At 66.8% G+C, this 22,404-nt stretch carries 26 protein-coding genes; 16 read left to right on the top strand and 10 right to left on the bottom strand.

What is annotated here, in order from left to right:
• Nucleotides 1–49: 49 nt before the first annotated feature.
• From ASD05_RS18085 to ASD05_RS18065, 5 genes are all read right to left on the bottom strand, one after another.
• The gene (locus tag ASD05_RS18085) at nt 50–1,015 is read right to left on the bottom strand and encodes a PDR/VanB family oxidoreductase (protein ID WP_056595211.1); all 966 of its coding nucleotides are present in this window, start codon (nt 1,013–1,015) and stop codon (nt 50–52) included.
• Nucleotides 1,012–2,067 carry an aromatic ring-hydroxylating oxygenase subunit alpha gene (locus tag ASD05_RS18080; protein WP_056595209.1) on the bottom strand — a complete coding sequence of 352 codons (1,056 nt, stop codon included), beginning with the start codon at nt 2,065–2,067 and terminating at the stop codon, nt 1,012–1,014. Before ASD05_RS18080 ends, ASD05_RS18085 begins: the two co-directional genes overlap by 4 nt.
• 41 nt (nt 2,068–2,108) lie before the next feature.
• A complete protein-coding gene (locus tag ASD05_RS18075; protein WP_056595207.1) occupies nt 2,109–3,446 on the bottom strand; it encodes an MFS transporter in 1,338 nt (445 codons plus the stop codon).
• Between the two features lie 202 nt (nt 3,447–3,648).
• Entirely contained in the window at nt 3,649–5,511 is a 1,863-nt protein-coding gene (gene kefC / locus ASD05_RS18070) for a glutathione-regulated potassium-efflux system protein KefC (RefSeq protein WP_056595205.1), read from the bottom strand.
• A complete protein-coding gene (locus ASD05_RS18065) occupies nt 5,512–6,231 on the bottom strand; it encodes an NAD(P)H-dependent oxidoreductase (protein WP_056595203.1) in 720 nt (239 codons plus the stop codon).
• Between the two features lie 93 nt (nt 6,232–6,324).
• Between ASD05_RS18065 and ASD05_RS18060 the strand changes: the two genes are divergently transcribed.
• Entirely contained in the window at nt 6,325–6,945 is a 621-nt protein-coding gene (locus tag ASD05_RS18060; protein ID WP_056595201.1) for a ParA family protein, read from the top strand.
• 80 nt (nt 6,946–7,025) lie between these two features.
• A complete protein-coding gene (locus ASD05_RS18055; RefSeq protein WP_056595199.1) occupies nt 7,026–7,487 on the top strand; it encodes a MaoC family dehydratase in 462 nt (153 codons plus the stop codon).
• 19 nt (nt 7,488–7,506) lie between these two features.
• On the opposite strand, the gene trmL is transcribed toward ASD05_RS18055, so the two are convergent.
• The gene (gene trmL / locus ASD05_RS18050) at nt 7,507–7,968 is read right to left on the bottom strand and encodes a tRNA (uridine(34)/cytosine(34)/5-carboxymethylaminomethyluridine(34)-2'-O)-methyltransferase TrmL (protein ID WP_056595198.1); all 462 of its coding nucleotides are present in this window, start codon (nt 7,966–7,968) and stop codon (nt 7,507–7,509) included.
• Between the two features lie 31 nt (nt 7,969–7,999).
• Nucleotides 8,000–8,704 carry a ComF family protein gene (locus ASD05_RS18045; RefSeq protein WP_056595196.1) on the bottom strand — a complete coding sequence of 235 codons (705 nt, stop codon included), beginning with the start codon at nt 8,702–8,704 and terminating at the stop codon, nt 8,000–8,002.
• A gap of 53 nt (nt 8,705–8,757) precedes the next feature.
• On the opposite strand from ASD05_RS18045, the gene ASD05_RS18040 reads away from it, so the two are divergent.
• The 8 genes from ASD05_RS18040 (at nt 8,758) to ASD05_RS18010 (ending at nt 15,214) form a co-directional block, all read left to right on the top strand.
• Complete coding sequence (locus tag ASD05_RS18040; RefSeq protein ID WP_056595194.1) at nt 8,758–9,672, top strand: hypothetical protein; 915 nt, start codon at nt 8,758–8,760, stop codon at nt 9,670–9,672.
• Nucleotides 9,673–9,871: 199 nt separating this feature from the next.
• A complete protein-coding gene (locus ASD05_RS18035) occupies nt 9,872–10,348 on the top strand; it encodes a DUF2244 domain-containing protein (RefSeq protein WP_056595854.1) in 477 nt (158 codons plus the stop codon).
• 59 nt (nt 10,349–10,407) lie between these two features.
• The gene (gene coxB / locus ASD05_RS18030) at nt 10,408–11,586 is read left to right on the top strand and encodes a cytochrome c oxidase subunit II (RefSeq protein WP_056595193.1); all 1,179 of its coding nucleotides are present in this window, start codon (nt 10,408–10,410) and stop codon (nt 11,584–11,586) included.
• Nucleotides 11,587–11,629: 43 nt separating this feature from the next.
• Nucleotides 11,630–13,270, top strand: coding sequence for a cytochrome c oxidase subunit I (gene ctaD / locus ASD05_RS18025; RefSeq protein WP_056595191.1), 1,641 nt, complete (start codon nt 11,630–11,632; stop codon nt 13,268–13,270).
• 14 nt (nt 13,271–13,284) lie between these two features.
• On the top strand, nt 13,285–13,401 hold the full coding sequence (locus ASD05_RS30785; RefSeq protein WP_007836360.1) for a cytochrome oxidase small assembly protein: 117 nt from the start codon (nt 13,285–13,287) through the stop codon (nt 13,399–13,401).
• A gap of 29 nt (nt 13,402–13,430) precedes the next feature.
• Nucleotides 13,431–14,057 carry a cytochrome c oxidase assembly protein gene (locus tag ASD05_RS18020; RefSeq protein ID WP_056595189.1) on the top strand — a complete coding sequence of 209 codons (627 nt, stop codon included), beginning with the start codon at nt 13,431–13,433 and terminating at the stop codon, nt 14,055–14,057.
• Complete coding sequence (locus tag ASD05_RS18015) at nt 14,054–14,269, top strand: DUF2970 domain-containing protein (protein WP_007836356.1); 216 nt, start codon at nt 14,054–14,056, stop codon at nt 14,267–14,269. The genes ASD05_RS18020 and ASD05_RS18015 overlap by 4 nt, the downstream gene beginning before the upstream one ends.
• Nucleotides 14,270–14,332: 63 nt before the next feature.
• On the top strand, nt 14,333–15,214 hold the full coding sequence (locus ASD05_RS18010; RefSeq protein ID WP_056595187.1) for a cytochrome c oxidase subunit 3: 882 nt from the start codon (nt 14,333–14,335) through the stop codon (nt 15,212–15,214).
• A gap of 80 nt (nt 15,215–15,294) precedes the next feature.
• Here ASD05_RS18010 and ASD05_RS18005 read toward each other — a convergent pair whose 3' ends face one another.
• Nucleotides 15,295–15,525 carry a twin transmembrane helix small protein gene (locus ASD05_RS18005; protein WP_056595186.1) on the bottom strand — a complete coding sequence of 77 codons (231 nt, stop codon included), beginning with the start codon at nt 15,523–15,525 and terminating at the stop codon, nt 15,295–15,297.
• Between the two features lie 27 nt (nt 15,526–15,552).
• On the opposite strand from ASD05_RS18005, the gene ASD05_RS18000 reads away from it, so the two are divergent.
• Genes ASD05_RS18000 through ASD05_RS17975 form a run of 6 tightly spaced genes read left to right on the top strand, consistent with a single transcriptional unit; the run spans nt 15,553 to nt 20,677 of the window.
• Nucleotides 15,553–16,404, top strand: a complete 852-nt coding sequence (locus tag ASD05_RS18000) for an SURF1 family protein (RefSeq protein ID WP_056595184.1) — start codon at nt 15,553–15,555, stop codon at nt 16,402–16,404.
• Nucleotides 16,391–17,071: a hypothetical protein gene (locus tag ASD05_RS17995; protein ID WP_056595182.1), complete on the top strand. Its 681-nt coding sequence runs from the start codon at nt 16,391–16,393 to the stop codon at nt 17,069–17,071. Before ASD05_RS18000 ends, ASD05_RS17995 begins: the two co-directional genes overlap by 14 nt.
• A gap of 17 nt (nt 17,072–17,088) precedes the next feature.
• Complete coding sequence (locus ASD05_RS17990) at nt 17,089–18,309, top strand: COX15/CtaA family protein (protein ID WP_056595180.1); 1,221 nt, start codon at nt 17,089–17,091, stop codon at nt 18,307–18,309.
• Nucleotides 18,306–19,211 carry a heme o synthase gene (gene cyoE / locus ASD05_RS17985; RefSeq protein ID WP_056595178.1) on the top strand — a complete coding sequence of 302 codons (906 nt, stop codon included), beginning with the start codon at nt 18,306–18,308 and terminating at the stop codon, nt 19,209–19,211. Before ASD05_RS17990 ends, cyoE begins: the two co-directional genes overlap by 4 nt.
• A gap of 10 nt (nt 19,212–19,221) precedes the next feature.
• Nucleotides 19,222–19,839, top strand: coding sequence for an SCO family protein (locus ASD05_RS17980; protein WP_056595176.1), 618 nt, complete (start codon nt 19,222–19,224; stop codon nt 19,837–19,839).
• A 10-nt stretch (nt 19,840–19,849) separates the two neighbouring features.
• Nucleotides 19,850–20,677: a DNA alkylation repair protein gene (locus ASD05_RS17975; protein WP_235508027.1), complete on the top strand. Its 828-nt coding sequence runs from the start codon at nt 19,850–19,852 to the stop codon at nt 20,675–20,677.
• Nucleotides 20,678–20,721: 44 nt separating this feature from the next.
• Here ASD05_RS17975 and rpoH read toward each other — a convergent pair whose 3' ends face one another.
• Nucleotides 20,722–21,663: an RNA polymerase sigma factor RpoH gene (rpoH, locus tag ASD05_RS17970; RefSeq protein ID WP_056595172.1), complete on the bottom strand. Its 942-nt coding sequence runs from the start codon at nt 21,661–21,663 to the stop codon at nt 20,722–20,724.
• A gap of 97 nt (nt 21,664–21,760) precedes the next feature.
• Nucleotides 21,761–22,225 carry a DUF962 domain-containing protein gene (locus tag ASD05_RS17965; protein WP_056595170.1) on the bottom strand — a complete coding sequence of 155 codons (465 nt, stop codon included), beginning with the start codon at nt 22,223–22,225 and terminating at the stop codon, nt 21,761–21,763.
• Nucleotides 22,226–22,404: the final 179 nt, after the last annotated feature.

Below are 22,404 nucleotides of genomic sequence, written 5' to 3'. Positions count from 1 at the left end.
GCGGCGCAGAAGCCCGCGATCTTACCGAGACCCTCTCGCTTCAAGCGCCCTACAGGTCGAGCACGAGGATCGGCGAACGCGATCGCGAGCAGCAGGGCGTGAACTGATCGTTGGCTGCCTGTTCCTCGGGCGTCAGATACATGTCCTTGTGGTCGGGCTCGCCTTCGAGCACGCGCGTGAGGCATGTGCCGCACACGCCCTGCTCGCACGAAGTGGCCACCTCGATACCCGCCGCCGCAAGGGCCTGCACCACCGTCTTGTCCTTGGGCACCGCAACGATGCGGCCGGAACTCGCGAGCTTGACCTCGAAGGCTGCATCGGCGTCCGACTTGACCACCTCGGCCGAGAAGAATTCGTAGTGGAGCTGGTCGACGGGCCAGCCAGCGGCGCGTGCAGCGTCGAGCACCCAGTCCATGAAGCCCTTGGGCCCGCACACGTACAGATGAACGCCCGTCTTCGGAGTCTGGACAATGGCCGGAAGCGACAACTTCTGCGTTTCATCCCCGTCATCGAAGTGAAATTGCACCCGGGAAGCGAATGGCGCTTGCGCGATGCGCTCGACAAACGCAGTGCGTTCCTGCGAACGCGTGCAGTAGTGCATTTCAAAGGCCGCGTTGGCGACCGCCAGTCGCTCTGCCATGCACAGAATGGGCGTCACGCCGATGCCGCCGGCAATCAGCACGCTGTGCGCGGCGCCGTGCGCCAGCGGGAAGTGGTTCTTCGGTGCGCTGATGCGAAGCGCGTCGCCCTCCTTGACGAAGTCGTGCATCGTTTGCGATCCACCGCGGGAGTTCGGGTCGCGCAGCACGCCGATCAGATAGCGATGGCTCTCGCTCGGGTCATTGCACAGCGAGTACTGGCGCGTGACACCGTTCGGCATGTGCACGTCGATGTGCGAACCGGCCGAGAACGCCGGCAGGGCGCCTCCATCTTCCCGCACCAGTTCGAATGTGCAGATGTCCAGCGCTTCGACGTGCTTGCGTGCAACGCGCACGCTGAGTTCGGAGGCGTTCATGCTGCGGCTTCCTGCTTGCTGGAAGCTTCGTCTTCCTGTGCGATCAGGCGTTCGATGACACGGCGCGACTGCACGCCGCCGGAATCGATGTTGAGCTTGAGCAACTGGCGTTGCGGGTGCGCGAGCAGGTTGCGCTGCTGCGACTCGAGCATCTCGAGGTCTTCGCTGAAGATCTTGCCCTGACCCTCGCGGATCGATGCGGTGAGCGCCTTGTCGTGCGGCTGAAAATTGCGCGCCATGCCCCAGAAGTACCAGATCGAGGTTTCCGTTTCGGGCGTGATGAAGTCGACCACGATGCTCGACACCTTGTGCGCCGGGTCGGCGTGATAGCCACCCTTGCCGGCGTGCGCGACGCCGACTTCGATCAGCACGTGACTCGGCGGCGTGAAGCGGCAGATTTGCCAGCGGTCGACCGGTACGTCGTCGGCCAGGTGGTTGCCGCGCAGCGCCATGCGCCAGAAAGGGGGCGCCATGATGTTTTCCATGTGGCGGGCGGTGGTGACGGTGTTGCCTTCGGTGACGGTCTTGGTCGGCGTCTCGTCGATTTCCTTCTGGCCGATGCTGGTCGCATGCACGTAGGTCTCGTGCGTCAGGTCCATCAGGTTGTCGATCATGAGCCGGTAGTCGCACTGGATGTGGAAGAGGCCGCCGCCGTAGGCCCAATCCGGGCTTTCGGCCCACTCGAGGTGATGCAGCTTGGCCGGGTCGGCCTGGGCCGGGTCGCCGGGCCACACCCAGACAAAACCATAGCGCTCGATCACCGGGAAGGACCGGATCGAGGGGAATCCACGCACGCGCTGGCCGGGCATGGCGACCGTCTTGCCGTCGCAGCCCATCTCCAGGCCGTGATAGCCGCACACGAGCTTGCCTTCGACGACCGAGCCGAGCGAGAGCGGCGCACCCCGATGCGGGCAAAAATCCTCCAGCGCCGCAGCCTTGCCCTCGGCCGCACGGTACAGCACGAGCTTCTCGCCGCAGATCATCCGGCCCAGCGGCTTGTCGTCGATTTCGTTGGCGGTGCAGGCCACGTACCAGGCATTTTTCGGGAACATGTGTGTCTCCTTGAGATTTCCGGGAAAGAAAAAGAAACCGCTCAGTGCGCACTGATCACGGCGCCTGTGGGCTGCCGCGCGGCGCTTCGGCGCAGCGCCAGCACTGCCGCCATCGCCGCGACCAGCGGCAGCGCATAGGCGTAGTACAGCTTCGGTGCCTGCCAGCCGCCGTCGAGCAGCATGCCGGCAATCAGCGGCGCGAGGATGGCACCGATGCGGCCGATGCCGATGGCCCACCCCATGCCGGTCGTGCGCACCGCCGCCGGATAGATGACCGGCGCGAACGCATACAGGCCGGCCATCGAGCCGAAGATGAATGCGCCGATCAGGAAGGCAATCGCGAACGACGCACCGAGGTGGCCGGTAGAGGCGCCGAAGGCAGCCATGGCGACGGCTGTCATCGTCAGGCTGGCAGCCGTCAGCCGGCCGAGGTTCAGCCGGGCGGCCAGCAGCCCGAACAGGCTGCCGCCGACGATGCCCCCGATGTTCAGCAGCACGCCGCCGGTGATCCCCTGGCGGGCCGAGAGCCCAGCCGAAACCAGCAGCTTCGGCGTCCAGCTGAGCGCGAAGTAGAAGCTGAACATGAGCAGGAAGAAGGCGGCCCAGAGCAGCAGCGTCGAGCGGGCCAGTCCGCCGTTGAACAGGCCCGGAATCGTGTTGGAAGGGCGTTCGCCAACGGCCGGGAGCGGCGGGAGTTCGGCCAGTTCGGTGCGCTGCATTTTTCGCAGCAGGGCGTTGAGCTTTTGCAGCGCGCCAGCCGGGCGCCTCGAAGTGAGGAAGTCGACGGATTCCGGCAGCCGCCAAAGCACCAGCGGAATCATGGCGACGGTGGCGAGGCCGCCAAAGACGAAGACCGAGCGCCACCCGTAGGCCTCGAGCAGCACCGCGGCGATGCTGCCACCGATCGTCGCGCCGATGGGATAGCCCGTCGCCTGCAGCGCGACAGCCGTGCTGCGCCACTTGTTCGAGGCGAATTCGGCCGTTATGACGCCGACGCTGGCCAGCATTCCGCCGATGCCCAGCCCCGTGAGTGCGCGCAGGGCCGCCAGTTGGGTGCTGCTTTGCGCCAGTGCCGAAAGCCCCATGCCGAGCGCGATCACGACGAGGCACAGGAGGATGATGGCCTGGCGCCCGAATCGGTCGGCGAGGGGCGCGAGGAACAGCGAACCGGCGGCCATGCCAAACAGCCCGGCACTGAACAGCACGCCGAGTTGGGCGCCGCTGAGCTTCCATTCGGCCGAGACGCTGGCGGCGGTGAATGCCATCACCAGCACGTCGAAGCCGTCGAGCATGATGAGCGTGACGCAGATGGCGATCGCGCTCCATTGGAATCTGCTCATGGGACCTTCGTCCAGGTCACGGCGCAAGGCGTGTTTCATTGTTGTCTCCTGAAGGAAATACAAGCGCAGTCGCACGAAGCTTTTCTTGAGTGCGAAATGGCATTCAGCACACTGAATATGACAATCAGTGTACTGAACGAAGGGCCGAGGCTTGCTGAGGGAAAACCCTGATAGAGATCGATAGGTGTCGTTCCAAGCCCGACGTGATGTCGGGCCCCCTGAAGGCGCGAGCGGAGGGGCGCTACGCGTCCGCCTCTTCCTTCGTTGCCTCGTCTTCGTCGATCCGCTCCCAGTCGCGCCCCGAGCGCCGCTGCCGCTCCTCGCGCTCGCGCGCCATCTGTTCCTCGAACTGCTGGCGGCCCGCCTTGTTGGCAGCGATCAGCTTGGCGCGGTCCTTGTAGTGCGGATAGATCTCATCGCTGAGCTTGATGTTCCGGCGGCGAAAGCGCATGGCCGATTCGCGCGCCTCATGCGCCGGCCAGCCCAGTGCCTCGAGCGTGGTGCGGGCGCTGCGCAGCGATGACTCGAACACCTCGCGCTCCACGTCCGTCACGCCACGGTCGCGCAGCTGGAACAGGTGGGTCACGTTGCGGGCCCGCGCGATGATGCGCGCCTGCGGAAAGTTCTCCCGCACCAGATCGACGATTTCGAGCGACTGCTCGATGTCGTCCACCGCCACCACAATGGCCTTGGCCGAACCGGCGCCCGCGGTGCGCAGCAGGTCGAGCCGCGTGGCATCGCCGTAGAACACGCGAAAGCCGAACTGGCGCAGGCCTTCGACGGTGTCGGCGTCGTGGTCGAGCACGGTCACGCGCAGGCCCTGCGACATCAGCATGCGGCCGACGATCTGGCCGTAGCGGCCGAAGCCGCAGATCAGCACCTTGGCGTCCTGCTGCTCCGAAATCTCTTCCAGCTGGGTGCCGCCGTTGCGGCTGTAGCGCGGCAGCACGAACTTGTCGAGCAGCACCAGCAGCAGCGGCGACAGCAGCATCGACAGTGCGACCGCGCCGATCAGCAGCGAGGTGATCTCTGGCGGCAGCACGTCGGGCCCCGCGGCCTGGAACACCACGAACGCGAACTCGCCGCCCTGCGCCAGCAGCAGCGTGAACACCGGGCGCTCCTGGTAGGCAATGCCCATGGCCTTGGCGAGCGCGTAGATCACAACCAGCTTGACGGCCATGAAACCGACCACCAGCATCGCCATGACCCAGGGGCTCGCGATCAGCACGCCGAAGTTGATCGACATGCCCACGGCGATGAAGAACAGGCCCAGCAGCAGGCCCTTGAAGGGCTCGATGTCGGTTTCGAGCTCGCGCCGGTATTCGCTCTCGGCGAGCAGCACGCCGGCGAGGAACGCGCCGAGCGCCATCGACAGGCCGACCGCCTGCATCAGCGCGGCGATGGCCACCACCAGCAGCAGTGCGGCGGCGGTGAAGATCTCGGGCGTGTCGCTGCGCGCGATCCAGCGCAGGATGGGACGCAGCAGCAGCCGGCCGCCGAGAATGATGCCGCCGATCACGCCGATGATCTTCGCGGCTTCCAGCGCGCGTTCGAGGCCGGTGATGGACTGCTCGGCCGCGGTGGCGCCCGCGAGCAGCGGCAGCAGCGCGAGGATCGGAATCGCGGCCACGTCCTGGAACAGCAGGATCGAGAAGCCGGCCTGGCCGCTCGGCGTCTTCAGCAGGTTGCGCTCGCCGAACACCTGCAGCGCGATGGCGGTGGACGACAGCGCGAGGCCCAGCGCGGCCACCAGCGCCACGCGCCATTCGGCGCCCACGGCCCAGCCCGCGGCGAACAGCACGGCGGCGCAGCTCAGCACCTGCGCGGCGCCCCAGCCGAAGATGGGACGGCGCAGGTTCCACAGGCGCTTGGGTTCGAGTTCGAGGCCCACGAGGAACAGCATCAGCACCACGCCGAACTCGGCGAAGTGCAGCACGTCCTCGACGCTGGACACGAGGCCCAATCCCCAAGGGCCGATGGCGATGCCGGCCACGAGGTAGCCGATGATCGAGCCGAGGCCCAGGGCCTTCGACAGCGGCACCACCAGCACGGCGGCGCCCAGGTAGATCAGGCTGTTGGTCAACCAGGCGGGTGCGTGTTCCATTCAGGCCGCCTTGCTGTTGTCTGCGGCCGTGGCCGCGAGGCCGTGGGCCATGGCAGCCTGGAGGGTGCTGGAGACCACCTGGCCGATGTCGTCGGTGTCGGCTGGCCGATCGCTTTCGGGCACGGGGCAGGCCACGCAGGCGTCGATCTCCTCGATCTCCGGCCAGTCGGGATAGCTGCCGAGGCGCTGGGCAAAAGTTTCGACGTGCGACGCCACGTCCGCCTCGCTGGCGCTGCGCGCGCCGTAGAAGACCAGCGGCGGCAGGAAGCGCATGCCGCACAGCGCGGCGGTCTGCTCGTAGGGCGGCAGGAAGGCGTCGAAGAAATAGCGGTGGTAGTTCTGCGGGTGGTACGCGGCTTCGGGGCTGCCGGTGGTGGCGACCAGCCAGAGGTCCTTGCCCTGCAGCGCCGTGCCGCCGGGGCCGTAGGCCCAGCCGTAGCCGAGCACGTCGTCGACCCAGAGTTTTTGCAGCGCGGGCATCGAGTACCACTGGATCGGATGCACCAGCACCACCAGGTCGGCCTTGGCGAGCCGGGCCTGCTCGGCCTCGACGTCGATGGCGAAGTCGGGGTAGCTGCCGTAGAGATCGTTGACGTCGATGCCCGGCACGGCGCGCGCGGCGGCGAGCATGCGGCGGTTGATGCGCGAGTCGCGCCAGTGCGGGTGGGCCGCGAGCACGTAGATGCCGCCGGAATTTCCCGTGGATGTTGTTGTCGTCATGCCGCGAACATAGCGCAGTCAAGGCCGGTTCGCCGGGCGAAAGGGCGCCGGCGACTACCATTCCCGCTGTCCCTGTTCCGGAGGAGAGCTTTTATGCCGGTGGTTCTGGTCGCCAATCCCAAGGGTGGCGTAGGCAAGTCGACGATCGCGACCAACGTCGCGGGCTACTTCGCAAGCCACGGCCATGCCGTGATGCTGGGCGACGTGGATCGCCAGCAATCCTCGCGGCTCTGGCTGGGCCTGCGTCCGCCGATGGCCCGGCCCATCGCCACCTGGGAGGCCATCGGCGACAGCACGGTGGTGCGGCCGCCTCGCGGCACCACGCACGCGGTCCTCGACACGCCGGCCGGCCTGCACGGCTGGCGCTTCAAGGACGTGCTGGCGCTGGCCGACCGGGTGATCGTGCCACTGCAGCCGAGCATCTTCGACATCTACGCGACGCGCGACTTCCTCGACCGGCTGCTGGAAGGCCGCCGCGCCGAAAAGACGAAGATCGGCCTCGTCGGCATGCGCGTGAACGCCCGCACACTGGCGGCCGACCGGCTCCACGAGTTCATCGCGGGGCTCGGCGTGCCGGTGATCGGCGAACTGCGCGACACGCAGAACTACGTGCAGCTCGCGGCGCGCGGACTCACGCTGTTCGACATCGCGCCCGGCCGCGTGCAGCGCGACCTGGAGCAGTGGCAGCCGATCCGCGAATGGCTCGACGCCTGATCGAGGCTCCCGGTTTTCCCTGAGCCCGGTTGTCGCAAGCCCGACAGCCGCGCGAACACCCCGCACGCCAGAATGCCCGCATGACCAAAAAGACATTCCAGACCCTTCAGGATCTCGCCGCCTGCGTTGGCCAGGAGGTCGCCGTGAGCGACTGGATCACCATCACGCAGGCGCAGGTCAACCAGTTCGCCGAGGCGACGGGCGACCACCAGTGGATTCATATCGATGTCGAGCGGGCCAAGGCCGGCCCCTTCGGCGGGCCGATCGCCCATGGTTTCCTCACGCTGTCGCTGCTGCCGCGCTTCTTCGAGACGGCGATCGACGTTGTCGAGTCGCGCATGGGCGTGAACTACGGCATGAACCGGGTGCGCTTCATGTCGCCGGTGCCGGTGGGCAAGCGGCTGCGGGCGCGCATGAAGCTGCTGAGCTCGGAGCCGATTGCCGATGACGGCTTCCAGATGACCTGGGAAGTCACCATCGAGCTCGAAGGCGCGGCCAAGCCGGCTTGCGTGGCCGAGTCGGTGGTGCGCCGCTACCGCTGAGGCGCCGGGCTTTTTCGTTTCAGCCGAAGCCGTTCTGCCGCCAGGCCTCGAACACCGTCACGGCCACCGCATTCGAGAGATTCAGGCTGCGCTGGCCCTCGCGCATCGGCAGGCGAAGGCGCTGCGGCTCGGCGAAGCCGTCGCGCACGGCCGGCGGCAGGCCGCTGGTCTCCGAGCCGAACACCAGCCAGTCGCCGGGTTGGAAGCGCACGTCGTGCACGGCCCGCGTGCCGCGCGTGGTGAGGGCGAACATGCGGTCGGCGGCCGGTTGCTCCGTGGCGAGCAGCGCTTGCCAGTCGGCGTGGCGCTTCACTTCGGCGTACTCGTGGTAGTCGAGCCCTGCGCGGCGCAGCAGGCGGTCGTCCATCGAAAAACCGAGTGGCTCGACCAGGTGCAGCGTGCAGCCGGTGTTGGCGGCGAGCCGGATCACGTTGCCGGTGTTCGGCGGGATTTCGGGGTGGACCAGGACGATATGGAACATGCGCCGATTGTCGGCGGGCCGCGTCGGAGGTTCAGCGCGGCGGATCGGTCCGGGCCAGCACGATGGCCGTGACATGGGCCGCGCCCGCCAGCCGCAGCACTTCGGCGGCCGCGAACAGCGAGGCGCCGCTGGTCATCACGTCGTCCACCAGCACGAGGCGCCGGCCGCGCAGCTTCTCGGCGCGCAGCGGCTCCACGGCGAAGGCGCCGCGCAGGTTGTGCAGCCGGTCGGCGCGCGAAAGGCCGCTCTGCGCGGGCGTCTCGCGGGTGCGCAGGAGCAGGGTGGCGTCGGTCTTGGCAGGCGACAGCCGCCGCGCCAACTCGTGCGCCTGATTGAAGCCGCGTTCGCGCAACCGACCAGGCGCCAGCGGCATCGGCAGCACGCTGTCGCAAGCCTCCAGCGCCGGCTCCACCCATGGCGTGCTGCGCAGCAGCGTGGCGAACGGGTCGGCCCAGCCGGCCTCGCCCTGGAACTTGAATGCCGTGATGGCGTCCGGCCACGGCCATGCGTAGGTGCAGGCCGCGAGGCAGGCGTCCAGCGGCGGCGGGTGCTTCACGCAGTCGCCGCAGCGGCTCACGCCTTCGGGCACGGGCAGGGCGCAACTGCTGCAGCGCGCGGTGGGCGGGGCGAAGCGGGCCACGCAGGCATCGCACACCGGGCGCGACGGCCAGGCGCGGCAGACCGCGCACTGGCTGGGCAGCCGTGCGAGCAGCGAGGCGAAAGACCCGAAGGGCATGAAAGGCCACAAGGCCCGATGGCTGGACATGGCCTCAATATACTCACGGCCCCATGGCCACCGACCCCTCACGACGACCGCCGACCATCGATGCCACGGCGGCCGCCCGCTGGCGCCAACTCGCGCCTGCCGACGGCTCCCCCTGGCTGCACGAGGAAATCGGCCGCCGGATGGAAGACCGGCTGCAATGGATCAAGGCCCAGCCCCGCACATGGGCCGATTGGGCACCGCTGCGCAGCGGCCTCGAGGCGCATGAACTCGTCGCCCGCCGCTACAAGGACGCGGCTTCCTTCGTGATCGAGCCGGAGCCCGCGCTGGCCGCCGCCACCGGCCAGGCGCTGGCCGCCCCATGGTGGAGCGCGCGCCGCTGGCAGGCCGGCAAGGCGCGCTTCGACGCGCCGCCGGAAGACGGCGTCGACCTGCTCTGGGCCAACATGTCGCTGCACATGGCGGCCGACCCGGAAGCGCTGATCGCGCACTGGCACAAGCTGGTGGCAACCGACGGCTTCCTGATGTTCTCCTGCCTCGGGCCCGACACCGTGCGCGAGTTGCGTGCGCTGCATGCCCGGCTCGGCTGGCCGGCCGCGGGCCACGAGTTCACCGACATGCACGACTGGGGCGACATGCTGGTGCACGCCGGCTTCGCCGAACCGGTGATGGACATGGAGCGCATCGTGCTGACCTGGGCCACGCCCGAGGCGGCGCTGGCCGAGCTGCGCACGCTGGGCCGCAACCTGCACCCGGCGCGCTTCCCGGCGCTGCGCGGCAAGGCCTGGCACCAGTCGCTGAAGAAGGCGCTGCCCGAGCTCGCTCCGGCCGAAGAGGGCGGCGGGCGCATCGCGCTGACCTTCGAGGTCATCTACGGACACGCGTTCAAGCCGGTGCCGCGCGTGTCGCTGTCGGCCGAAAGCGCGGTGTCGCTGCGCGAGATGCGCTCGATGCTCCAGCGCGGCCGACCGGGTGCCTGATACTGGCCTTTTTGCCTAGTTAGTAGTGACCCGTAGGCGTCCTCCACGCAACGCGGGCGCCGATATCTACCCGCTACAATCCGCCGTTGCGTGGAACCCGCGGGTATTGTCCCGCGATCGACGGGTGTCGGATCCTGTTTGTACGAAGGTGTACGAGGGGTTGGGCGACCATCGACGCACCGATTTGCTGAACTCGCCCGTGTCGAATTCCGTGTTTCGATTTGCCACCGTTTCAGGCCAGAGCATCCACTGGTTCCTGAAGCGGAACTGCTCGGTGACGCCGAGCCAGCTGGGCTGGCTCTACGCCTCGCTGTGCGTGGTATCGCTCGGCACCGGCACCCTGTTCTGGCTGCACGGTGCGCCGCTGGTTCTGCCTTTTGCCTGGCTCGAGCTGGCCGCTGTCGGGTTTGCGTTCATGGTCTATGCACGGCATGCGACCGACGGCGAGAAGATCGCGCTGCAGGAGGGGCGGCTCGTCGTGGAGCTCGAAAACGGCGGGCACTACGAACGCACGGAATTTCTTCCGCACCAGGTGCGGATCGAACCGCAGACCGGCGATCGCTCGCTGATCGAGGTCTCGGGGCAGGGTCGATCGGTCAGGGTGGGGCGCTATGTACGCCCGGAGTTGCGTGCGGCTTTGGCCCGCGAGATTCGCATGGCGTTGCGCGGCGCCTGAGGGGGCTCGCGCAGTGCTGCACGGTTGGGTTGTCGATAAATTGAAGAAACGTGAACACGATGAAGAGCATTTGGCGCAATAAGTACAGGCCGGCGAATCTGTTGCTGGCGGCCGGCGCGGCTTTCAGCAGCGCGGCGCACGCAGTCAACGATCTGCCCGGCGGCCCTTCGGTTCGCCAGTTGAATCTTCCGGTCGGTGTGACCAAGATCGCGCAGGAGCAGCATCTGCTCCACACGATCATGATGATTCTTTGCACGGTCATCTTCGTCGCCGTGTTCGCGGTCATGTTCTATTCGATCTGGAAGCACCGCAAGTCGGTCGGCCACAAGGCCGCCAACTTCCATGAATCGGTGGTGGTCGAGGTCATCTGGACCATCGTGCCCTTCCTCATCGTGATCGTGATGGCGCTGCCCGCCACCAAGGTGCTGGTGGCCCAGAAGGACACCACCAACGCCGACCTCACGATCAAGACCACGGGCTATCAGTGGAAGTGGGGCTACGACTACCTGAACGGCGAAGGCGAGGGCCTGGCCTTCATCTCCACGCTCGACAGTTCGCAGCGCGCCATGTCCGACGCCGGCGCCAAGGGCGCGGTGCCCGACGACTACCTGCTCAAGGTCGACAACCCGCTGGTGGTGCCGGTCAACAAGAAGGTCCGCATCATCACCACCGCGAACGACGTGATCCACGCCTTCGCCGTGCCGCAGCTGGGCTTGAAGCAGGACGCGATTCCCGGCTTCGTGCGCGACACCTGGTTCCGTGCCGAGACCGTGGGCGACTACTACGGCCAGTGCCAGGAACTGTGCGGCAAGGAACACGCCTACATGCCGATCCACGTGAAGGTGGTCTCGTCGGCCGACTACACGACCTGGGTGGCCGCCAAGCGCAAGGAAGCCGCCGCCAAGCTCGACGACCCGACCAAGGTCTGGACCCTGCCCGACATGCTCGTTCGTGGCGAGAAGGTCTATGCCGCCAACTGCGCCGCCTGCCACCAGGCCAACGGCAAGGGCGCGGGCCCGATCAAGGCGCTCGACGGCGACGCGAAGGTGCTCGATGCCGACCACTCGGTGCAACTGCATGTGCTGCTCAACGGCCAGAACAACGGCGCGATGCCGTCCTGGAAGCAGCTGAGCGATACCGACCTCGCGGCCGTGGCCACGTACACCAAGAACAGCTGGTCGAACAAGACCGGCCAGCTGGTGCAGCCGGCCGAAGTGCTGGCCCTGCGCGGCAAGTGATGCGACAGCGTCCCGCGACGAAGAAATTGCAAGGAACAACGAAATGAGTGCAGTCCTCGACCCCCACGGTCACGCCGCCCACGGCGACCACGCACACGACGAGCATCACGACCACCATGCGCCCACCGGCTGGCGCCGCTGGGTCTTCGCGACCAACCACAAGGACATCGGCACGCTCTACCTGCTGTTCAGCTTCACCATGCTGATGGTGGGCGGCGTGCTCGCGTTGCTGATCCGCGCCGAGCTGTTCCAGCCCGGCCTGCAGCTGGTGAACCCCGAACTCTTCAACCAGTTCACCACCATGCACGGCCTGATCATGGTGTTCGGCGCCATCATGCCGGCCTTCGTGGGCTTCGCGAACTGGATGATCCCGCTGCAGGTGGGCGCCTCCGACATGGCGTTCGCGCGCATGAACAACTTCAGCTTCTGGCTGCTGATTCCCGCGGCGCTGATGCTTGTCGGTTCGTTCTTCATGCCCGGCGGCGCACCCGCTGCCGGCTGGACGCTCTACGCACCGCTCACGCTGCAGATGGGCCCCTCGATGGACGCCGGCATCTTCGCGATGCACATCATGGGCGCCTCGTCGATCATGGGTTCGATCAACATCATCGTGACCATCCTCAACATGCGCGCCCCCGGCATGACGCTGATGAAGATGCCGATGTTCTGCTGGACCTGGCTCATCACCGCCTACCTGCTGATCGCCGTGATGCCTGTGCTCGCAGGCGCCATCACGATGACGCTGACCGACCGCCACTTCGGCACCAGCTTCTTCAATCCCGCCGGCGGCGGCGACCCGGTGATGTACCAGCACATCTTCTGGTTCTTCGGCCACCCCGAGGTCTACATCATGATCTTGCCGGCTTTCGGCATCATCAGCCAGGTGGTGCCGGCCTTCGCCCGCAAGCGCCTGTTCGGCTACGCCTCGATGGTGTACGCCACCTCGTCGATCGCCATCCTGTCGTTCATCGTGTGGGCGCACCACATGTTCACGACCGGCATGCCGCTCACCGGCCAGCTGTTCTTCATGTACGCGACCATGCTGATCGCGGTGCCCACGGCGGTGAAGATCTTCAACTGGATCGCGACGATGTGGCAGGGCTCGATGACCTTCGAGACGCCCATGCTGTTCGCGGTCGGCTTCATCTTCGTGTTCACGATGGGCGGCTTCACCGGCCTGATCCTCGCGGTCGCACCGATCGACACGCAGCTGCAGGACACCTACTACGTGGTGGCCCACTTCCACTACGTGCTGGTGGCCGGCTCGCTGTTCGCCATGTTCTCGGGCTTCTACTACTGGGTGCCCAAGTGGACCGGCGTGATGTACAACGAAACGCGCGGCAAGGTGCACTTCTGGTGGTCGCTGATCTCGTTCAACGTGACCTTCTTCCCGATGCACTTCCTGGGCCTGGCGGGTATGCCGCGCCGCTACGCCGACTACCCGATGCAGTTCGCCGACTTCAACGCCGTGGCGTCGGTCGGTGCCTTCTTCTTCGGCTTCGCGCAGGTGTACTTCTTCCTGTTCGTCGTGCTGCCCACCATGCGCGGCAAGGGCGAGAAGGCTGTTCAGAAGCCGTGGGAAGCCGCTGAAGGCCTCGAGTGGGAAGTGCCGTCGCCGGCGCCGTTCCACACCTTCGAGACCCCGCCCAAGCTCGACGCGACCGCCACCAAGGTGATCGGCTGACAGGCCGCACGACGATGACGACGCCTGAACAAAGAAAGAACAACCGGCGCATGGGGCTCACGCTGGCCTCCATCGCGGTGATCTTCTTCATCGGCTTCATCGTCCGCATGGTCTTCTTCAGCGGCCGCTGACCGCCAACCGAACGGGAGCAGCACGCACCATGAGCCTCGGCCCACGCATTCGCCGCGCCAATGTGCGCATGGTCGGCAAGCTGGCCGTCGTGGCTTGCGGCATGTTCGCCTTCGGCTATGCGCTGGTGCCGATGTACCGCGCGATCTGCGAAATGACCGGCATCAACATCCTCGCGCTCTCCGAGCTCGAAGTGCCGGGCGGCGCCAGTGGCGGCAAGAACGTGCGCGTGCCCGACAACACGCAGGTCGACATGACCCGCACCATCACGGTCGAGTTCGACTCCAACGTGCGCGGCGGCCTCTGGGACTTCAAGCCCGCGGAGCGGACCATCCAGGTGCACCCCGGCCAGCTCAACACGGTGATGTACGAGTTCCAGAACGTGCAGAACCGCCGCATGGCCGCACAGGCCATCCCGAGCTACGCGCCGCAGCAGGCTGCGCCCTACTTCAACAAGCTCGAGTGCTTCTGCTTCAACCAGTACACGCTCGATCCGGGCGAGAAGAAGCAGTGGCCGGTCGCATTCGTGATCGATCCCAAGATTTCCAAGGACGTGAAGACCATCACGCTGTCGTACACCTTCTTCGAGGTGGGCGGCAAGACGCCAGCGGCACCGGTGGCCGCCGTTTCCAGGACTTCCGATGAGCCGCGCTCGTGACCGATCCCTCGTCGAACCGGCCGAAGGCTTCGCTGTGGGACACGGTGAAGGCGGTGGGCTGGTCGTTCTTCGGTGTTCGCAAGAACAGCGCCTACCAGGAAGACCTGGGCAAGCTCAATCCGTTGCACATCATCGCGGTGGCGTTCGTTGCCGTGATCGTCTTCGTGGTCGGGCTGGTGCTGCTGGTGCGCCACGTGGTCGCAGCAGCCTGACGGTGAAACCCGCGACAAGCAGAATCCATTGAATCGAGAGAAGAAAGAAAGCCAGGAGCTGATATGAGTTCAACCACCCACGGCACCACGCCCTACTACTTCGTGCCCGGACCATCGGCCTATCCGGTCTCGGCCGCGATTGGCCTGTTCTTCGTGATCCTGGGCGCCGCGCAATGGATCAACGGCCACGAGTGGGGCGCATGGTCCCTGCTGGCCGGCATGGTGATCTGGCTCGGCACGCTGTTCGTGTGGTTCCGCGCCGCCATCGGCGAAAGCGAAAGCGGCCAGTACGGCCACAAGGTCGACCTCTCGTTCCGCTGGAGCATGAGCTGGTTCATCTTCTCGGAAGTGATGTTCTTCGGCGCGTTCTTCACGGCGCTTTGGTGGGCCCGCACCCACGCGCTGCCGGCGCTCGGCGGCCTGGACAACGCGATCCTCTGGCCCGACTTCAAGGCCGTGTGGCCCAGCGCCGCTGCCGGCGCCACCGGCTCGCCGGCCGGCATCGTCGAACCCTTCCAGACCGTTGGCCCGTTCTGGCTGCCGACGATCAACACCGCGTTGCTGCTGAGTTCGGGCGTGACGCTCACCATCGCCCACCACGCATTGCGTGCCGGCCACCGCGCACAGACGATCCGCTTCATGTGGCTCACCGTGCTGCTCGGCCTGACCTTCCTGAGCGTGCAGGGCTACGAGTACCACCACCTGTACACCGAGCTGAACCTCAAGCTCAGTTCGGGCGCCTACGGTTCGACCTTCTTTATGCTGACCGGCTTCCACGGCCTGCACGTGTTCATCGGCATGCTGATGCTGCTGTTCATCACGCTGCGCCTGCGCAAGGGCCACTTCACGCCGGAGCGCCACTTCGGCTTCGAGGGCGCGGCCTGGTACTGGCACTTCGTGGACGTGGTCTGGCTCGGCCTCTACATGCTGGTCTATTGGCTTTGAGCGAAGAACCTCGTCCCGGCATTCCAGAAAAAAGGCGCCGCAAGGCGCCTTTTTCATGGTTCTCGTGGAACGAGCACCATCTACTTGCCGACTGGGAGCCCGGTGGGCTGGATGTAGCCGAGTTTCCAGGCCAGCAGCAGGCAGAGGAACAAAAACACCGAGAGGCCGATCCGAACGGTGAGCGCGCGCGCCATGCCGCCGCTCTTGGCGCGCCCGTTGCGCCCGTCCTTCAGCATGAAGAACAGGGCAAACGCGAGGCTCGCGAAGATGCCCAGGAACACCAGGGCGACGAAATATTTCATGACCCCCATTATCGGCCGCACGCCCCGTTCCCTCCAGTGACTCCTGAACCCCTGTATTCCGAAGACCGGCGCCGGCCGGGCCGTTTCTGGCTCATCACCATCGCTGCCGTGCTGACGGTGGCAGCCACCGTTTCGCTGGGCCGCTGGCAGTTGTCGCGCGCCGCGCAGAAAGAAGCGCTGCAGGCCGACATCGAGGCCCAGAAGCTGAAGCCGGCGCTGACCCAGGCCGAGTTCCTGGCGATGGAGAAGCCCTCCGACGCGATGCATCGCCCGGTGCGCCTGCGCGGCCTGTGGCTGACGCCGCAGACCGTATTTCTCGACAACCGCCAGATGCACGGCACGCCAGGCTTCTACGTGCTGACGCCCTTCGCCCTGGAAGGCACTGAACAGACGGTGATGGTGCAGCGCGGCTGGATCCAGCGCAATTTCGTCGACCGCACGCAGCTCGGCGCGGTCGAGACGCCGGCCGGCATCGTCGAGGTCACGGGCCTGGTCGAGCCGCCGCCGAGCCATCTGCTGGAATTGGGCACCTCCGCATCCGCACCGGCCGCGGCTGCTTCGGCGCCTGCCCCGGCGGCCTCCGCACCGGCCGCTCCGGCATCGGCCGCCGAGGGGTATTCGCCCATCCGGCAAAATCTCGACCTGGAGGCCTTCCGCGCCGAAACCAAGCTGCCGCTGCGCACCGACGTATCGCTGCAGCAGAGCGGACCGGCTTCCGAGGGCCTGCAGCGCGACTGGCCGGCCCCGGCGCTGGGCCTGGAGAGGCACTACGGTTACGCATTCCAGTGGTTCGGCCTGTCGGCCCTCGTCGTCATCCTCTATGTCTGGTTCCAATTCATCACACCCCTCCGCCGCTCGAGGCGCCGCGCGCGCGATGGCCGCTTCTGACGAGCCGCTGGGCCTGACGGTGCATTCGATGCCGTCGCCCAACCAGGCGCTCGACGGCGCGGAGGGTCGGCGCACGGTCGTGGGGCGCTGGAAGATGATCGCCGTGATGCTGATGTGCGCGGCGCCCGTCATTGCCTCGTACTTCACCTACTACGTGATCCGGCCCGAAGGCCGCAGCGTCTACGGCGAACTGGTCAACCCGCAGCGCGAGCTGCCGAAGCTGACGGCCACCGACCGCAACGGTGCGCCGGTGGACATCGCCACGCTCAAGGGCCAGTGGCTGCTGGTGGCCGTGGCCGATGCAGCCTGCGATGCGCTCTGCGAGCAGCAGCTCTACCTGCAGCGCCAGCTGCGCGAGAGCCTGGGCCGCGAGAAAGACCGCATGGACCGTGTCTGGCTCGTGAGCGACGCCGCACCCGTGCCCGAGCGCCTGAACAACGGCCTGCATGGCGCGACGGTGCTGCGCGTGCCGGCCGACCAGCTCGCCAAGTGGCTTGCTCCCATGCCGGGCCACTCGCTGGCCGAACACCTCTACGTGGTCGATCCGATGGGCAACTGGATGATGCGTTTCCCCGCCCGCATGGATGCGGCCGGTGCCAGCCGCGCCAAGCGCGACCTCGACCGCCTGCTGCGCGCCTCGGCGTCGTGGGACGAACCGGGCCGCTGACCGCCTCCGACTTGCCCATGGACACGACCACCTCGCTCTACGATCTGACGCCCATCGCCTGGCTCATGGCCGCGGGCGTGCTGATCGCGCTCGGCCCGCTGGTGTGGGTCTGGCGGCGCAACGCGGGCGCGGGCCCGGCGCGGCGGCTGCATGCATTGACCGTGCTCACGCTGTTCCTCACCTTCGACCTCACGCTGTTCGGCGCCTTCACGCGGCTCACCGACTCCGGCCTGGGCTGCCCCGATTGGCCCGGCTGCTACGGCAACGCCAGCCCGGCCGGCGCGCGCCACGAAATCGCGATGGCGCAGGCCGCCCAGCCGACCGGCCCCGTCACGCACAGCAAGGCATGGGTGGAGATGGTCCACCGCTATCTGGCGACGGGTGTCGGCGTGCTGATCCTCACGCTCGCGGGTGCCACCTGGATCGTGCGCCGCCGCCAGCGCCGCGCGCCGCCGCCGTCGAAAGACGGCGAGCACCACGCCACGCTCAGCGCATGGTGGCCGGCATTTACCTTGGTCTGGGTCTGCCTGCAGGGCGCCTTCGGTGCACTCACGGTGACCTGGAAGCTCTTCCCCGCCATCGTCACGCTGCATCTGCTCGGTGCCGTGGTGTTGCTGGCGCTGCTCTGCATCCAGGCCGTGCACTACCGGCAGACGGCTGCGCAGCGGCTGCCCACCGCCGTATCGCCCGCACTGCGCAACGGGCTCATTGCGACCACCGTGCTGCTGGGGCTGCAGATCGCGCTCGGCGGCTGGGTCAGCACCAACTATGCGGTGCTGGCCTGCACGCAGTTCCCCATCTGCCAGGACAGCTGGTGGCCGGCCATGAACTTCGCGCAGGGCTTCGAGATCTGGCGCCACCTCGGTGTGACCGGCGAGGGCCAGCCGCTCGATTTTTCCGCGCTCACCGCCATCCACTACGCGCACCGGCTGATGGCCTATGCGGTGTTCGTCGCGCTCGGCGTGCTCGCATGGCACCTGCGCCGCATCGCGGCGTTGCGTCCGCAGGCGCGCTGGCTCGCGGGGCTGGCGCTGCTTCAGCTCGCCACGGGTCTTGGCAACGTGCTGCTGGGCTGGCCGCTGGCCGCGGCGGTGCTGCACACTGGCGGCGCCGCTGCGCTCGCCGTGGTGCTCACCTGGGCGCTGTGCGAGAGCCGGCGCGATCCCGCGGCGCTGATCGTGCGTGCCGGTGACAATGCGTCCGCCAACAACAATAGCCAGAGGAAGGCCCCCGCGTGAGCACCCCGATCCCCGTTCAGCAAACCAGCACCGCGAACGTGCTGCGCCAGTTCTACGCGCTGACCAAGCCGCGCGTGGTGCAGCTGATCGTGTTCTGCGCGCTGATCGGCATGGTGCTGGCCGTCCCCGGTCTGCCTTCGTGGGCCGACGTGCAGCGCGCGGTGCTGGCCTGCATCGGCATCTGGCTGGTGGCCGGCGCGGCTGCCGCGTTCAATTGCCTCGTCGAAAAGGGCATCGACGCCAAGATGAAGCGCACCGCATGGCGCCCCACGGCGCGCGGTGAACTCAGCGACAGGCAGGCGCTGGTTTTCTCGGCGCTGCTGTGCGCGGCGGGTTCGGCGCTGTTGTGGTTCACGGTCAATCCGCTCACCATGTGGCTCACCTTCGCCACCTTCGTCGGCTACGCGGTGATCTACACCGTGATCCTCAAGCCGCTGACACCGCAGAACATCGTGATCGGCGGCGCGTCGGGCGCGATGCCGCCGGTGCTGGGCTGGGCCGCGATGACGGGCTCCCTCGACCCCGGGGCCTGGATTCTTTTCCTCATCATCTTCCTGTGGACGCCGCCGCACTTCTGGGCGCTGGCGCTCTACCGCGTCGAGGACTACCGCAAGGCCGGCCTGCCGATGCTGCCGGTCACGCATGGCAACGAATTCACGCGGCTGCAGGTGCTGCTGTACACCTTCATCCTGTTCGCGGCCTGCCTGATGCCCTTCATCTACGGCATGAGCGGTTGGCTCTACCTGGCGGTGGCCGTCGCGGTGAGCGCCGGCTTTACCGGTTATGCGTTCGCGTTGTGGCGCAACTATTCCGACACGCTGGCGCGCAAGACCTTCCGCTTCTCGCTGATCCACCTGAGCGTGCTGTTCCTGGCGCTGCTCGTCGATCACTACCTTCACTGACCAAGTCTTCATGAACAAGCGCAACGCTCTTCGACTGATGGCCACGGGCGCCGGCTGGGTGGGCGTGGCCGCTGCCCTGGGCCTGGGCATCGCGGGCTGCGGCAAGACCAAGCAGAACTTCAACGCCGTCGACATCACCGGCGCGGACTACGCCAAGGACTTCTCGCTGAAGGACGCCGACGGCAAGGTCCGCACCATGGCCGACTTCAAGGGCAAGGTGGTCGTGCTGTTCTTCGGCTATGCGCAATGCCCCGACGTCTGCCCGACCACCATGACCGAGATGGCGCAGGTCAAGCAGCAGCTCGGCAAGGACGGCGACAGGCTGCAGGTGCTGTTCGTCACGGTCGATCCGGCGCGCGACACGGCCGAGGTGCTCAAGGCCTACATGGGCGCGTTCGACCCGAGCTTCGTCGCGCTGATCCCCACGCCCGACGAGCTGGCTGCTGTCGCGAAGGACTACAAGGTCTACTACAAGAAGGTCGACGGCAAGACGCCCACCAGCTATTCGATGGACCACTCGGCCGCCAGCTATGTCTACGACACGCAGGGCCGGCTGCGGCTCTATGCGCGCTATGGCGCGGGCGTGCCGTCGATGGTGTCGGACCTGAAGACGCTGCTGGCTTCCTGAGGAAGACCGCTTGTTGGCCGCCGTGGACTCGGTCGAGCACCTGAAAGGGCGCAAGGGCGCCTTCCGCATCGCGCTGATCCCGCCCGAGGTGCTCAGCGCACTCAACGACGGGCTGCTCGAAACCGTCAACCTCAACGAATTCATGGCGCTGGAGCTGCCCCGGCTGGCGCGCAGCGTGGCGGGGCACATCGGGCTCGACGCGCAGGGCGAGCGGCTGGTCGACACGCTCGCGATGCTGGGCGCTTTCAAGCCCATGCAGCGGCACGGGCACATCGCGCGTGCGCTCTACGACATGGCGGCACTGCACGGCGAGCGTGACGCTGTCGCGCACCGGCTGGCCACGCACGCGAGCGACGTGGCCCGCTGCTGGGCCGCGCAATGGGTCACGTTGTCTGGCCTGCCGCTGGCGGCGCAGCTGGAGGCGGTGCGCCGCTTCGCCGCCGATCCGCATTTCGGCGTGCGCGAGATCGCCTGGATGGCGGTGCGCGAAGAGGTCATCGCGTCGCTCGACGAAGCGCTTGCGCTGTTGCAGCCGTGGGTCTCCGATGCCGACCCCAACATCCGCCGCTTTGCGAGCGAACTCACGCGGCCGCGCGGCGTGTGGTGCGCGCAGATCGATGCGCTCAAGACCGAGCCGTGGCGGGCTTTGCCGCTGATCGAGCCGCTGCGCGCCGACTCCAGCCGCTACGTGCAGAACTCGGTCGCCAACTGGCTCAACGACGCAAGCAAGAGCCAGGGCGAGTGGGTCGACAAGCTCTGCGCGCGGTGGGTGGCGGAGTCGGACACGGCCGAAACCCGCTACATCGCGAAGCGGGCGCTGCGAACGCTCTCCAAATGAAGAAAGCCCGGGAATGCCGGGCTTTCTTCTGGAGGGGGCAAGGCTTACGCGTAGTCCGCGAGCGCCTTCTTCATCTTCTTCATGGCCGCCACTTCGATCTGGCGGATGCGCTCGGCGCTCACGCCGTACACCGCGGCCAGGTCGTGCAGCGTCATGCCGCCCGAGCCGTCGTCGTTGACCTTGAGCCAGCGCTCTTCCACGATGCGGCGGCTGCGGTCGTCCAGCGCTTCGAGCGCCGTGGCGATGCCGTCGCTCGACAGGCGGTCGCGCTGCTGCGATTCGAGCAGTGCGGTCGGTTCCTGCGTGGCGTCGGCCAGGTAGGCAATCGGGCCGAAGGCTTCATCGCCGTCGTCGGTGGGGCCCGGATCGAGCATGACGTCGCCGCCCGACAGGCGGGTTTCCATCTCGAGCACTTCCTCTGGCTTGACGTTCAGCCGGGTCGCCATCTGCGACACCTCGTCGGGGCTCAGCGTCTCGCGGTGCGTGCCGTTGTCGGCCGCGGCCGAGTCGGCCTTGAAGCCCTGCTTCATCGAGCGCAGGTTGAAGAACAGCTTGCGCTGGGCCTTGGTCGTCGCGACCTTGACCATGCGCCAGTTCTTCAGGATGTACTCATGGATCTCGGCCTTGATCCAGTGCATGGCGTAGCTCACGAGCCGCACGCCCTGGTCGGGGTCGAAGCGCTTCACGGCCTTCATGAGGCCGACGTTGCCTTCCTGGATCAGGTCGCCGTGCGGCAACCCGTAGCCCAGGTACTGGCGGGAAATGGACACCACGAGGCGCAGGTGCGACAGCACCAGCGCGCCGGCGGATTCGAGGTCGTTGTGGTCGCGCAGCTTGCGTGCGAAGCCCTGCTCTTCTTCGAGCGTGAGCAGCGGCAGGCGGTTGGCAGCCGAAATGTAGGCGTCCAGGTTGCCCAGCGGGGGAACCATCGACCATGGGTTGGCGACGGCCAGCTGGTTGGCAGAGACTCCAGACAGCGTTGTCATCAGGGAAACTCCTTTGTGTGGGCCATATTAGCACTCGATTAGAGGGAGTGCTAAACCAAGGGTTCCCTTGAATTTCTATCGTCGTGATAGAGCAGGGCTACCAGCGTACTCCCAGCTTTAGGAAAAGCTTGGACAGCACGAACAACGGTCCGACCCAGAGATATTGGAGGTCTTCGAAGAACGAAGGCTTCTTGCCCTCGATCTTGTGGCCCACAAACTGGAAGATCCAGGCCACCACAAAGATAGCGGCTGAAATCGGCAATACAAGTCCGTCCATCGCATGCACCAGCGCCAAGGCCAGCGCGGTCAGGGCGAGCATGGCCAGCAGGAAGGCCGGCGAGCGCAGCAGGACGTAGTAGACGAGGCTGGCGGCCACGAAACCGTAGGCCACCCAGGGATGGAGCGCGAACAGCAGGCCGACGATGCTCAGCATGATGGCCGGGATGGCCACGAAATGGATCAATTCGTTGGTCGGATTGCGGTGGCTCTCCTCGTAGTGGGCGAGCAGCCGGTCGACTTTGCGGTCGCTCGATCCAAGGGGGGCGGCGGCGGTGTGCGTCATGGCGAGTCTCCGGGGCGCCGTGGGATGCGGCGAGATATTCGATGGTGCCCACGGCAAAGCCCGATGGCAAGCGCGCCTGCCACGGAATTGCTATGAAAAATGTAGCATCAAGAACCACGGCTGCTGCGCACGCCGTGACTTTGTGCACTGTCGCCAAAAGGCCCCGTCGCTAAGATCGG

Source organism: Variovorax sp. Root434, assembly GCF_001426595.1.
In the GTDB taxonomy this organism is placed as follows: Bacteria; Pseudomonadota; Gammaproteobacteria; order Burkholderiales; family Burkholderiaceae_C; genus Variovorax.
This window is presented reverse-complemented; position numbering and strand designations above follow the sequence as displayed.